The 12,327-nt window shown below is 69.3% G+C and carries 11 protein-coding genes and 1 pseudogene; 7 read left to right on the forward strand and 5 right to left on the reverse strand.

The features are described 5' to 3' along the window. Positions 1-232: 232 nt before the first annotated feature. Complete coding sequence (locus ACIHFB_RS19645) at positions 233-1,189, forward strand: LLM class F420-dependent oxidoreductase (RefSeq protein ID WP_365275044.1); 957 nt, start codon at positions 233-235, stop codon at positions 1,187-1,189. A gap of 72 nt (positions 1,190-1,261) precedes the next feature. Next, positions 1,262-3,067, forward strand: coding sequence for a thiamine pyrophosphate-requiring protein (locus ACIHFB_RS19650; RefSeq protein ID WP_400127463.1), 1,806 nt, complete (start codon positions 1,262-1,264; stop codon positions 3,065-3,067). A gap of 49 nt (positions 3,068-3,116) precedes the next feature. Here the strand turns inward: ACIHFB_RS19650 and ACIHFB_RS19655 are convergent. Continuing rightward, positions 3,117-3,206, reverse strand: a pseudogene (locus ACIHFB_RS19655) (DUF6766 family protein); the annotation flags it as partial. Between the two features lie 319 nt (positions 3,207-3,525). Between ACIHFB_RS19655 and ACIHFB_RS19660 the strand changes: the two are divergent. After that, positions 3,526-4,239, forward strand: a complete 714-nt coding sequence (locus ACIHFB_RS19660; RefSeq protein ID WP_400127464.1) for a tRNA-dependent cyclodipeptide synthase — start codon at positions 3,526-3,528, stop codon at positions 4,237-4,239. Continuing rightward, positions 4,236-5,429 carry a cytochrome P450 gene (locus ACIHFB_RS19665; RefSeq protein WP_400127465.1) on the forward strand — a complete coding sequence of 398 codons (1,194 nt, stop codon included), beginning with the start codon at positions 4,236-4,238 and terminating at the stop codon, positions 5,427-5,429. The genes ACIHFB_RS19660 and ACIHFB_RS19665 overlap by 4 nt, the downstream gene beginning before the upstream one ends. 71 nt (positions 5,430-5,500) lie before the next feature. On the opposite strand, the gene ACIHFB_RS19670 is transcribed toward ACIHFB_RS19665, so the two are convergent. Beyond that, positions 5,501-6,094 (reverse strand): cysteine hydrolase family protein, encoded by a 594-nt coding sequence (locus ACIHFB_RS19670; RefSeq protein WP_400127466.1) that lies wholly within the window; start codon positions 6,092-6,094, stop codon positions 5,501-5,503. Between the two features lie 129 nt (positions 6,095-6,223). Between ACIHFB_RS19670 and ACIHFB_RS19675 the strand changes: the two genes are divergently transcribed. After that, positions 6,224-7,213, forward strand: a complete 990-nt coding sequence (locus ACIHFB_RS19675; protein ID WP_400127467.1) for a GlxA family transcriptional regulator — start codon at positions 6,224-6,226, stop codon at positions 7,211-7,213. A 39-nt stretch (positions 7,214-7,252) separates the two neighbouring features. Here the strand turns inward: ACIHFB_RS19675 and ACIHFB_RS19680 are convergent, their stop codons facing one another. Next, the gene (locus tag ACIHFB_RS19680) at positions 7,253-9,649 is read right to left on the reverse strand and encodes an ATP-binding cassette domain-containing protein (RefSeq protein WP_400127468.1); all 2,397 of its coding nucleotides are present in this window, start codon (positions 9,647-9,649) and stop codon (positions 7,253-7,255) included. A gap of 80 nt (positions 9,650-9,729) precedes the next feature. Between ACIHFB_RS19680 and ACIHFB_RS19685 the strand changes: the two genes are divergently transcribed. Beyond that, positions 9,730-10,461, forward strand: coding sequence for a TioE family transcriptional regulator (locus ACIHFB_RS19685; protein ID WP_400127469.1), 732 nt, complete (start codon positions 9,730-9,732; stop codon positions 10,459-10,461). 6 nt (positions 10,462-10,467) lie between these two features. On the opposite strand, the gene ACIHFB_RS19690 is transcribed toward ACIHFB_RS19685, so the two are convergent. After that, positions 10,468-11,265: a VOC family protein gene (locus ACIHFB_RS19690; protein WP_400127470.1), complete on the reverse strand. Its 798-nt coding sequence runs from the start codon at positions 11,263-11,265 to the stop codon at positions 10,468-10,470. 146 nt (positions 11,266-11,411) lie between these two features. Then, on the reverse strand, positions 11,412-11,894 hold the full coding sequence (locus ACIHFB_RS19695; protein WP_400127472.1) for a DUF6299 family protein: 483 nt from the start codon (positions 11,892-11,894) through the stop codon (positions 11,412-11,414). 237 nt (positions 11,895-12,131) lie between these two features. Here ACIHFB_RS19695 and ACIHFB_RS19700 point away from each other — a divergent pair, with 237 nt between their 5' ends. Then, positions 12,132-12,326 (forward strand): DUF5999 family protein, encoded by a 195-nt coding sequence (locus ACIHFB_RS19700; RefSeq protein WP_400127473.1) that lies wholly within the window; start codon positions 12,132-12,134, stop codon positions 12,324-12,326. Position 12,327: the final 1 nt, after the last annotated feature.

Genomic DNA, 12,327 nt, shown 5'->3' on the forward strand with positions numbered 1-12,327 from the left:
CCTGCACGAATGCGGGTCGAGGGAGGGTGCGGCGGCATCGTGATACCTACAGCAGAACGCGCACCGCCATGGACGGAAGCCGCAGACAGCAGCACGCGCAGTGCCACGGAAACCGTCGTGAACCACTTCCGGCGCCGGGCCCCCGCCCCGCCGCCACCGCCCATCGCGCGGGTTCGGCCCTACGGGCTCCCGGGTACTCGGAGTGGCCACGTCCCCCGCGGAGGCACCTGAGATGGCTGACTTCGGATACTTCCTCTCCTGCGAGGAGCACACGCCGGCACAACTCGTCGATCAGGCCCGGATGGCCGAGCAGGCGGGTTTCGACGCTCTGTGGATCTCGGACCACTACCACCCGTGGAACGACCGTCAGGGCCGGAGTCCGTTCGTGTGGTCCGTGATCGGCGCCTTGTCCCAGGCCGTGTCGCTGCCCGTCGAAACGGCGGTGACCTGCCCCCTGATCCGTACGCATCCGGCGGTGATCGCCCAGGCCGCCGCCACCAGCGCGGTCATGCTCGACGGCCGGTTCCGCCTCGGGGTCGGTACCGGAGAGGCCCTCAACGAGCACATCCTGGGCACCGGTTGGCCGGAGGCCCATGTGCGCCTCGACATGCTGGAGGAGGCCCTCCAGATCATCCGGAGGCTGCTCACCGGCGAGCAGACCAGCCATCGCGGCAGGCACTACACCGTGGAGAACGCCCGCCTGTACACGGTTCCCGACGAGCCGGTCCCCATCGACGTCTCGGCCTTCGGGCCGCAGGCCGCCGAGACCGCCGCGCGGATCGGCGACGGGCTGATCACGATGACGCCCGACGCCGCCCTGGTCGAACGCTTCCGGCGCAGCGGAGGCGGCGCCAAGCCCGTGCACGGCGGGCTCAAGGTGTGCTGGGGCGTCGACCGGCCGGAGGCGGTCCGCACCGCCCACCGGCTGTGGGCGAACGAGCAACTGCCAGGGGAACTCCCCCAGATCCTGCCCACCCCGCGCCACTTCGAACAGGCATCCGAACTCATCACCGAGGATCAGGTGGCGTCCGCCGTGCCCTGCGGCGACGATCCGGACGCACACGTCGAGGCGCTGAGCGCGTTCGTCGAGGCGGGTTTCGACACCGTTTACGTCAACCAGATCGGCCAGGACCAACAGGGCTTCTTCGACTTCTACCGCAGCAAGATCCTTCCGCAGCTGCGCAACTGACGGAACCGGAGTGGCACGACACCTGCGCCGCCCCTGGTCACACACCCCTCGCCGAACGGAAAGGGCCCGACCATGTCGACGAAGGTCTCCGACCACATCCTCCAACGGCTGCGCGAGTGGGAGGTGGAGCATGTCTTCGCCTACCCCGGCGACGGCATCAACGGCCTCCTCGCCGCCTGGGGCCGCGCCGAGAACAACCCCCGGTTCGTGCAGTCCCGCCATGAGGAGATGTCCGCCTTCGAGGCCGTCGGCTACGCCAAGTTCTCCGGCCGGGTCGGCGTCTGCGCCGCCACCTCCGGACCCGGCGCCATCCACCTTCTCAACGGCCTCTACGACGCGAAGCTCGACCACGTACCCGTGGTCGCGATCGTCGGACAGACCAACCGCAGCGCGATGGGCGGCTCCTATCAGCAGGAGGTCGATCTCCTCAGCCTCTACAAGGACGTCGCCTCGGACTTCTGCGAGATGGTCACCGTCCCCGAGCAACTGCCCAACGTGCTCGACCGGGCGATCCGCACCGCCGTCGCCCACCGTTCGGTGACCGCCGTGATCATCCCGGCCGACGTCCAGGAACTCGACTACTCGCCGCCCGGGCACGAGTTCAAGATGGTGCCGTCCAGCCTCGGTATGCCGCACTACGCGCCCGTGCCGGCCGACGACGACCTGCAACGGGCCGCCGACGTCCTCAACTCCGGCGGCAAGACCGCCATCCTGATCGGGCAGGGCGCGCGCGCCGCCCGGCCGGAGGTCAAGGCGGTCGCCGACCGGCTCGGCGCCGGGGTCGCCAAGGCGCTGCTGGGCAAGGACGCCCTGGAGGACGACCTGCCGTATGTGACGGGGGCGATCGGACTGCTGGGCACCCGGCCGTCGTACGAGATGATGCGCGAGTGCGACACGCTGCTGGTGATCGGCTCGTCGTTCCCCTACACCCAGTTCCTGCCGGAGTTCGGCAAGGCGCGGGCCGTGCAGGTCGACATCGACCCGCACATGGTCGGTCTGCGCTATCCGTTCGAGGTCAATCTCGTCGGTGACGCCGCCGGGACCCTGCGTCGGCTGCTGCCCCTGCTGGAGCAGATGGAGGACCCCGCCTGGCGCCAGAAGATCGAGGCCAACGTGGCCCGTTGGTGGGAGGTCATGGAGCGGCGGGCCGCCGTCGACGCCGATCCGGTCAACCCGGAGCACGTCACCCACGCGCTCAGCGGTCTGCTCCCGGACGACGTCATCCTGTCCGCCGACTCCGGCTCGGCCGCCAACTGGTACGCCCGGCACCTGAGGCTGCGCGGTGCGATGCGCGGTTCGCTCTCGGGCACCCTCGCCACGATGGGGCCGGGTGTGCCGTACGCCATCGGCGCCAAGTTCGCGCACGGCGGCCGGCCGGCGATCGCCCTGGTCGGCGACGGGGCGATGCAGATGAACGGCATGGCCGAGCTGATCACCGTGGCCAAGTACTGGCAGGACTGGGAGGATCCGCGGCTGATCGTCGCCGTCTTCAACAACCAGGACCTGAACCAGGTCACCTGGGAGATGCGCGCCATGCAGGGCGCCCCGCAGTTCCTGCCCTCGCAGTCGATCCCCGACGTCGCCTACGCCGACTTCGCCCGCTCCCTGGGCCTGGCCGGCCTGCGCGTCGAGAAGCCGGACGACGTCGTGAGCGCGTGGGAGACCGCGCTCGCGGCCGACCGGCCGTGCGTGCTCGACTTCGTGACCGACCCTGCCGTACCGCCCATTCCGCCGCACGCCACCCTCGACCAGATCGAGGCCGCCGCGGCATCCATCCTCAAGGGCGACAGCGACCGGAGCGCGGTGGTGCGCCAGGGGTTCAAGGCCAAGGTCCAGGACTTCCTGCCCGGCAGGCGCCACGGCCAGGACGAGCGGTGAGCGACGGGCAGGTCGTGGAGCGAGTGGCTACACCTCCTGCCCCCTCTGCTCATCCCTCGACACCGGTAGCGGTGTGCGGGGTTCCGACGGGCTTGGACTCCGGGGAACCTCGCTGGCGCAGAGATACGGAGAGGATGGCCGTTGTGGGCGGCGGCGCCCGCGATCGACTGGGCCGGCCTGGACAGCAGGAAGAGCCCGGCCATCTCGGAGTGCTCCGCCTCGGCGCGCGTCTCGGGAGCCAACGCGGAGCACTGCGCTGCCTGACACGCCTTTTGTCTCCGGCCTGTTGCTTCCTGCAACGACACAGGCGAGGACTTCCGCATGTCGGATGTATTTTTCCATGAATACCTCCGGGTAGGGGTTTACTCAGTGCGTCTGATCGGTAGCGTGGGGTCGTCGCTGCCGCCGCACCCAGGGCGCCAGGTCCTGAAGAATCGTGGCGCGATGAGGATTCGATCTTGACTCAGGCGACTGTCGCCCCAGCCGAGACCTTCCAGCTCCAGCCCTATACCGACCAGTGCCGCGTCATCGCCGAAGAGGGCGCGCACGCGATCATCGGGGTCTCCCCCGGCAACAGTTACTTCTCCGCCCGGCGCCTGAACGATCTGGCGCGCTGGGCCGCGGTCCGGTTCGACCAGGCGGACTTCGTCTACACCGATGTCCATGTGGCCGACATGTACCAGGCCCTCGGCTACACCCCCGAACACGCCCGGCAGAAGGCGGTGAAGAACGTCCGGGGCGTGCGCGCCAAGGTCTCCACCGCCTGCGCGGACGCGGATCCCGGGGGCAACCGCCTGACGTGGCACCCCATGTCGGCCTTCCAGGGCAACGCCGCCTATCAGCGCCTCCACCACGAGGTCGTCCACGCGGTGGAGACCGACCCGGCGGTGCGCGAGACCTGCGATGCGCTGACCGGCATCTTCCTGGCCGGAAAGCTCGGCACCGACGGACAACCCACCGACGAGCAGCGGCAGGTGTGCCGGGACTACGTCTGTGCCGAAGTCCCCCTGTTCATCGACACGCCCGCCATCCTCGGCGTCCCGTCGTCGCTGAACTGCTACCACCAGGCACTGCCGCTCGCCGACCTGCTCTACGCACGGGGATACGGCCTGCGCGCCTCCCGCAACCAGGGCCACGGCATCCTCACGCCCGCCGAAGGAGAAGTACGTTGACCACCGCCGCGACCGAGACGCTCCCCGCGTTCCCCTTCGACTGGAACGGCACGCGTCTGCCCGAGGACGTCGAGGCCCTGCGCGATGCGCCCGTGAAAAAGGTCCGCACGATCGCCGGTGCCGAAGCGTGGCTGGTCTCCTCGTATCGCCTGTGCAGGCAGGTACTCGAAGACGACCGGTTCTCCCTCAAGGACACCTCCGCCCCCGGCGCTCCCCGTCAGTACGCCCTGACGATCCCGCCCGAGGTGGTGAACAACATGGGCAACATCACCGGTGCCGGGCTGCGCAAGGCGGTGATGAAGGCCATCAACCCCAAAGCCCCCGGTCTCGACGCGTGGATGCGGCGCGAGGCCGACCGGCTGGTGGACGGGCTTCTCGCCGAGGGGGCACCGGCCGAACTGCGCGGCGGGTTCGCCGACCCGTACTCCGCCGGGATGCACTGCCACGTCCTCGGAGTTCCGCAAGAGGATGCGGCGTTGCTGCTGCGCAGCCTGGACGTGGCGTTCATGAACTCGCCCCGGGAGATCGAGGCCGCGCGGCTGAACTGGGACCGCGACATCGCGTACATGGCCGGTCGCCTCGACGACCCGGCCACGACGGGCCTGATGGGCGATCTCGCGAAACTGCGCGGCACCGGCGAATACGCCCATGTCACGGACGAGATGTTCGCCACGGTCGGCGTCACCCTGTTCGGGGCGGGGACCATCTCCACCTCGGGATTCCTCACCATGGCGGTCGTCTCGCTGCTGACCCGTGACGACGTCCGTCGGGCACTGACCACCGGCGGCGTGTCGGTGGCGGACGCGATGGACGAACTCCTGCGGATCAACCTGTCCATCGGCGACGGCCTGCCCCGACTCGCCCTGGAGGACGTCCGGTTGGGCGATGTGGAGGTGAAGAAGGGGGAGTTGGTCCTGGTCCTCGTCGAGGGCGCGAACCACGACCCCGCGCACTTCCCTGAGCCGCACAGCTTCCGGCCCGGCCGGGAAGGCGCCGCCGATCACCTCTCCTTCGGTGGCGGAGCCCATTACTGCCCGGCCACGGCTCTGGGCAAGAAACACGCGGAGATCGCGCTTCAGGCCCTGCTGGACCGGCTTCCGGGCCTGCGGCTCGCCGTACCGGTCGAACAGCTCGTGTGGCGCACCAACTTCATGAAACGCCTGCCCGAGCGGCTCCCCGTGGCCTGGTAGGCGACAGGGCAGGAAACAGGGCAGGAAAGGAGAACAGGGGCGCCTCACCTCGGGCGCCCCTGTGATCCGGGTCAGGTGAGTGCGTCGACCGAGGGGACGACGACGCCGTACATGTCGGTGATCGTCGCCAGCGCGCTCCGGTGGAGCTGCTCGGCAGTCACCTCACCGACGGCCGTGCTGATCGGCCGGGTCGCCGAGGCGGCCGCCACCACGGTGGGCCGGTAGCCGCGCAGGAACGCCCCCTCCGCGGTGAACTGCACGCACATGTTGGTCATGAACCCGGCGATGACGACGTCCTTGTTTCCGGCCTCCTCGATCCTCTGCGCGAGGTCGGTGTGGTGGAAGGCGTTCGGGGCGTCCGTCTTCACGACGACCGACTCCCCCGGGACGGGGGCGACGTCCGGGTGGATCTCGCCGATCTCGGCGCGGATGTCGTACGGCGAGCCCTCGCCGCCGTCGTGCTGGATGTGGATGATCTCCGCGCCGGCCTTGCGCGCCTCGGTCAGCAGCTTCCTGCCCTCGGCCAGCGCCTCCTTCCAGCCCTCGAGCTCCATCACACCCTTGGTGTAGGTGTTCTGGCAGTCGACCATGATCACCGTGGAACCGGCCAGGGACGGGACGGAGTTGTCCAGGCCGCTCAGCTCACGAAGGGTCTTGGATGCCACGCGGGTTCCTTTCGTCGTCCGGACTCAGGAGGTGCGATCCGGCGCCTACGACGCTACGAGCCCCCGCGAGATGGCCGCAATGACACGTAGATTGCAGATACCGACACCCCACCGTCCGGACGGAGCCCCATGCCGACGCGCGAACGGTCCGTTGTCGTCGTCCTCTTCGAAGGCGTCGACCTCCTGGACGTCACCGGACCCGCCGAGGTCTTCGCCCTCCTGAAACGGGAGTCGCCCCGCACACCCGGCGTCCAGGTCACCCTCGCCGCCGAGAGCCTCGAGCCCGTCATCACGGCCGCCGGCGTACGCGTCCTGCCCGACGCCACGTTCCACGACCTGGCCGCACAGAAGATCGACACCCTGATCGTCCCCGGCTCCGTGGACGTCGACGACCACCAGCGCGTCACCGCCCGCACCGACCCCGCGGTGGTGTCCTGGGTGAAGCGCCTCGCTCCCCAGGCCCGCAGAGTCGCCTCCGTCTGCGTCGGCGCCCATCTCCTGGCCGCCGCCGGCCTGCTCGACGGGAAACGCGTCACCACCCACTGGTCCACCGCCGCCCAGCTCGCCGCCGACTTCCCGGCCGTCGAGGTCGACGCCGACCCGATCTTCATCCGGGAGGGCAATGTCTGGACCGGTGCGGGCATCACCGCCTGCCTCGATCTCTCCCTCGCTCTCATCGCCGAGGACTACGGCGAGGCCGTCGCCCTGCGCGTCGCCCGCCAACTCGTCATGTATCTCAAACGACCCAGCGGACAGAGCCAGTTCAGCGTCCCCATCGAGCCGGTCTCGACGACGCGCCGCATGGACGACCTACGGCATCACATCACCCAGCACCTCACCGCTCCCCTGACCATCGCCGACCTCGCCGAGTACGCCCACGTCAGCGAACGGCAGCTCACCCGCGTCTTCAAGACGGAACTGGGCACGACCCCCGCCGCCTATGTCGAGTCGGCCCGGGTCGAGGTGGCGCGGAACCAGCTGGAAACCACGGACGACACCCTCGAACGCGTGGCGTCCAGCTGTGGCTTCGGCACGACGGACACCCTCATCCGGGCCTTCCGCCGCAAGCTCGACACCACCCCGACCGAGTACCGAAACCGGTTCCGTCACACGAGTTGAGCGAGCGTCTTCCGACGCTTTCCGCGGAGCTGCCCCGCCTCAGCTGCCGACGTAGTCCGCGAGGTGCTCACCGGTGAGGGTGGCACGGGCGGCGACAAGGTCGGCGGGGGTGCCCTCGAAGACGATCCGGCCGCCTTCGTGACCGGCGCCGGGGCCGAGGTCGACAATCCAGTCGGCATGCGCCATGACCGCCTGGTGGTGCTCGACGACGATGACCGACTTTCCTGAGTCGACCAGCCGGTCGAGCAGGGCCAGCAACTGCTCGACATCGGCGAGGTGAAGGCCGCTGGTCGGCTCGTCGAGGATGTAGATGCTGCCGGACCCTGCCATGTGGGCGGCCAGCTTGAGGCGTTGCCGCTCGCCGCCGGAAAGCGTGGTGAGCGGCTGGCCGAGGCCGAGGTAGCCGAGTCCGACGCCGGCGAGCCGGTCGAGGGCGGCGTGCGCGGCGGGCGTGCGGGCCTCGCCGGTGCCGAAGAACTCCGCGGCCTCGGTCACCGACATGGCGAACACCTCGCTGATGTCCCGGCCGCCGAGAAGGTACTTCAGCACCGGCGCCTGGAACCGTTTCCCCTCGCACTCCTCGCAGGTCGTGACGGTACCGGCCATGATCGCCAAGTCGGTGTGGATGACGCCGACGCCCTTGCACATGGGGCAGGCGCCCTCGGAGTTGGCGCTGAAGAGGGCCGGTTTCACGCCGTTGGCCTTGGCGAACGCCTTGCGGATCGGGTCGAGCAGTCCGGTGTACGTCGCCGGATTGCTGCGCCGGGAACCCCTGATCGCTCCCTGGTCCACCGTCACCACGCCGTCCCGGCCCGCCACCGAACCATGGATCAGCGAACTCTTGCCGGAGCCGGCGACCCCGGTGACCACGGTGAGCACCCCGAGCGGGATGTCCACGTCGACGGCGCGCAGATTGTGGGTGGCCGCACCGCGCACCTCCAGCACACCGGACGGCTTGCGCACCGACGGTTTCACCGATGCCCGGTCGTCCAGGTGCCGTCCGGTGAGCGTGCCGCAGGTCCGCAGCCCCGCCACCGTGCCCTCGAAGACCACCTCGCCGCCGGCCGCACCGGCCAGCGGCCCGAGGTCGACCACGTGGTCGGCGATCAGGATCGTCTCCGGCTTGTGCTCCACGACCAGCACCGTGTTGCCCTTGTCGCGCAGTTGAAGGAGCAGGTCGTTCATGCGCTGGATGTCGTGCGGATGCAGGCCGACCGTGGGCTCGTCGAAGACGTAGGTGACGTCGGTGAGCGCGGAGCCGAGGTGGCGGATCATCTTGGTGCGCTGCGCCTCACCGCCGGAGAGCGTGCCCGACGACCGGTCGAGCGAGAGATAGCCCAGCCCGATCCCGACGAACGAGTCGAGGGTCTCTCCCAGCGCCGCCAGCAGGGTCGCGACCGACGGCTCGTCGAGGCCACGGACCCATACGGCCAGATCGCTGATCTGCATCGCGCAGGCGTCGGCGATGCCGACTCCGTCGATCTTCGAGGACCGGGTGGTTTCACTGAGCCGGGTGCCCTGGCACGCGGTACAGACACAGAACGTCACGGCCCGGTCCACGAAGGCCCGGATGTGCGGCTGAAGCGCTTCTCTGTCCTTCGACAGGAACGACTTACGTACCCGTGTGATCAGGCCCTCGTAGGTGGTGTTGATTCCCCTCACCTTGACCTTGACCGGGTCCCCGTGCAGGAGGTCGTGCAGTTCGGCGGCGGTGAAGTCACGGATCGGCTTGTGTGGGTCGAGGACATCGGACGCGGTGAACGACTGCACCACCCAGCTGTCCGTCTTCCACCCCGGTACGGTGATCGCGCCCTCGGCGAGCGACTTGGAGTCGTCGTAGAGCTGGGTGGGATCGATGTCGGAGACGGTGCCCAGGCCTTCGCAGCGCAGGCACATGCCGCCGACGACGCTGACGCTCTTCTCGATCAGCTTGCCCTTCACCTCCAGCGTGCCCGACGCCTCGGCCGAGGCGATGTTGAAGGAGAACGCCTTCTGCGAGCCGATGTACGGCTTGGCGAGCCGGCTGAACAGGATGCGCAGCAGCGCACCGGCGTCGGTGGCGGTGCCGACCGTGGAGCGGGGATTGGCGCCCATCGGCTGCTGGTCGACGAGGATCGCGGTCGTCAGCCCGTCGAGTACGTCGACCTCGGGCCGCGCCAAGGTCGGCATGAAGCCCTGTACGAAGGCGCTGTAGGTCTCGTTGATGAGCCGCTGCGACTCCGCGGCGATCGTGTCGAACACGAGCGAGCTCTTGCCGGAGCCGGAGACGCCGGTGAACACCGTCAGCCGGCGCTTGGGGATCTCGACGTCGATGTTCTTGAGGTTGTTCTCCCGGGCGCCGTGCACACGGATCAGATCGTGGCTGTCGGCCGCGTGCAACTCGGGGGGTCGTGGGTCCGATGAGGTGGTGACGTAGTCCTGCGCTTCCCTACTCATGGACCTCAAGCGTATCGCTGCAGTGCCCGTTGAGACTTTGCCGGGAAAGTCCCAGGACCACTGCGCTAAAGTCTCAAATCGTGGATTACCTGCGCCCGTTCGATCTGGCTCGCGAGCACGGCATCTCGACCCAGGCGGTCCGCAACTACGAGCGGAACGGCTGTATCCCGCCCGCCGAACGCACCCCGTCCGGCTACCGGACCTACACCGAGGTGCACGCGACGGCTCTGCGCGCCTATCTCGCGCTCATCCCCGCGCACGGTTACGCCGTGAGCGGGCAGATCATGAGGTCGCTCAACGAAGGTGGCCTCGACGCCGCGCTGACGGCGGTGGACCGCAGCCATGCCCAACTGCTGCGCGACCGGGGAACACTGGACGCGGTCGGACGGGCGGTCGAGCACCTGACCGCCGACCCGGACACCGCCGCGCACGCACCCGCGAGCACCGCGCCCCTCAGCGTCGGTGACCTGGCGCACCGTCTGGACGTCACCGCGGCGACCCTGCGCAACTGGGAGGTGGCGGGCATCCTCACCCCCGGCCGTGAGCCGGTCACCGGTCACCGTCTGTACGGTGCCGCCGACATCCGCGACGCCGAGCTCGCCCACCTCCTCAGACGAGGGGGCTATCCGCTGGACCACATCGCCACGGTGGTCCAGCAGATCCGTACCGCCGGCGGCACCCAGGCGCTGTCGGCCGCCCTGGACGACTGGCGGCGAAGGCTCACCGCCCGGGGGCTCTCGATGCTTGACGCGGCCGCTCGACTCGCTCAGTACGTGGCCCTGCTCGACAGCGCCCCGGCCGGCTCTTCCTGAGGGAGTTCAGCTCGAGGCAGGGGCAAGCACCACGAAGTCCGCGCCCGACGGGTCGAGGCAGACGGCCAGCCGGCCGACCCCCTCGGCGTCGTCCGGGCCCATCTGCACGCTGCCGCCGTTCTCGGTGACCTTGGCGACCGCGGCGTCGCAGTCGGCGACGGCGAAGACCGGGTGCCAGTACGGTCGTCCGCCGGTCAGCGCGAGGTTCTCCTTGGGGAGTTCCATGAGGCCGCCGTGCATACGCTCCTCGGGAAGTCCGGCGGGGGTGATGAGGCTGTACGTGCCGCCGCCGCCCGGCAGCTCCATGTCGCTGAAGCGCCAGCCGAGGACCTCGCCGTAGAACTCCTTCGCGGACGCGGTGTCGGTCGTGTACAGCTCGGTCCAGGACAGCGAGCCCGGCACGTCCACCAGCTCGACGCCCTTGTTCGTCCCCGGCTGCCAGACGGCGAACTGGCCGCCCAGCGGATCGCTGTACTGCGCCATCCGGCCCCACTCGTCGAGGTCCATCGGGGCGACCCGCACCGTGCCGCCGGCGCGCTGCACGGCCTGGGTGGTGGCGTCCGCGTCGGCGACGCAGTAATAGATCATCCAGGCGGGGCGCGCGCCCTCCTCGGTGAGCTTGCCGAGCCCGGCGACGATCTTGCCGTCCGACCGGAACATCCCGCCTTCCATGTCCTCCCCGTCGCCCATGGACTCGAAGTCCCAGCCGAGCACCGCGCCGTAGAAGGCCGCGGCGGCTTGGACGTCAGGGGCGCCGAGGTCGAGCCAACAGGGTGAGCCGGGGACGAAATCTGTGGTGATCACGGCGATTTCCCTTTCGCAGATCCTGTGTGTCCCCAGCCTGACACCAGGCACTGACAATCGCCCCTCGGCCGGTCCGCACAAGGGCCGGACACACCGTCGCGCCTCCCGAGGACCGGGAGGCGCGACGGTGTGACGGTCCTGTTGCGTCAGCCCTTGCTCAGAGTGACGTCCTTCTGGAGTTGGGCGTGGAAGTGGGGCATCAGGGGCAGTCCGCCCCAGGGGCGGAGTTCCACCACCGTGGCCTCGACCTGGGCCTTGCCGAGCTTGAGCGTGCGCGGCTCGTGCTTGCCTGTGTTCTCCCAGCGGTGCACGGCGCCGTCGCACACGGCGGGGGTGCCGCCGATGGAGTAGCTGACCGTCATGGATCCCAGGCTGTCGGTGTTGCTCTTGCTCTGGCCGACGTTGGAACTGACGAAGGTCGGGCCGACGCTGTCGCGGCACCGGTAGGTGCCGGAGAGCTTGACGGTCCCGTCGGCCGCCATGCTCACCTTCTTGTCGACCGTCACGGTCTCGCGGGGCTCGGCGGGGGCGGGCGGGGCGGCGGTCGCGGACGGGGCGGCGGCCAGCAGGAGCAGCGCGGCGCCCGCTGTGGCTAGAGCGGCGGGAAGGGGAAGGGGCCGGACGGGCATGGCAGGATCTCCCGATTGAACGGAATAGGGGTTTCCACATCTAATTCCACCGGTACGCCCGCAGGCGTGGACCTCACCCCTTCGGTGGCGAGTCCGCCCCGACCGTCGTGGAACCGTCCAGGTGTTGTCCGCGTGTTGTCACGCTTGGCGGCGGGCCGTTCCGCTCACTTTCCCGCGAGGGCATGGTCTGTCCATAGGGATGGCTCAAGGACGGCCTGACTGACGTGGAGGTACACCATGTGTTCTCACCGGACTTCGTGCCCCTCGGCCGACGGCAACACCGGTCACATCGTCGCCGCCCACCCGGAGCAGGGGTGGAGTCTGCTGTGCGACGGTGCGATCGTCTTCGACGACTCCGGTGAACTGCTCCCCGACGGCCGTGTCGTCGCACCGCACCGGGTGCCGGCGGAGCGACTGGCCATCGCCGCCTGAC

This window comes from Streptomyces sp. NPDC051963 (genome assembly GCF_044593495.1).
In the GTDB taxonomy this organism is placed as follows: domain Bacteria; phylum Actinomycetota; class Actinomycetes; order Streptomycetales; family Streptomycetaceae; genus Streptomyces.

Excerpts from the sequence above, each read along its gene's own strand:
- ACIHFB_RS19675 (WP_400127467.1), top strand. The coding sequence starts at position 6,224 with ATGCCGACGCGCGAACGGTCCGTTGTCGTCGTCCTCTTCGAAGGCGTC.
- ACIHFB_RS19650 (WP_400127463.1), top strand. The coding sequence starts at position 1,262 with ATGTCGACGAAGGTCTCCGACCACATCCTCCAACGGCTGCGCGAGTGG.
- ACIHFB_RS19680 (WP_400127468.1), bottom strand. The coding sequence starts at position 9,649 with ATGAGTAGGGAAGCGCAGGACTACGTCACCACCTCATCGGACCCACGA.
- ACIHFB_RS19645 (WP_365275044.1), top strand. The coding sequence starts at position 233 with ATGGCTGACTTCGGATACTTCCTCTCCTGCGAGGAGCACACGCCGGCA.
- ACIHFB_RS19700 (WP_400127473.1), top strand. The coding sequence starts at position 12,132 with ATGTGTTCTCACCGGACTTCGTGCCCCTCGGCCGACGGCAACACCGGT.
- ACIHFB_RS19695 (WP_400127472.1), bottom strand. The coding sequence starts at position 11,894 with ATGCCCGTCCGGCCCCTTCCCCTTCCCGCCGCTCTAGCCACAGCGGGC.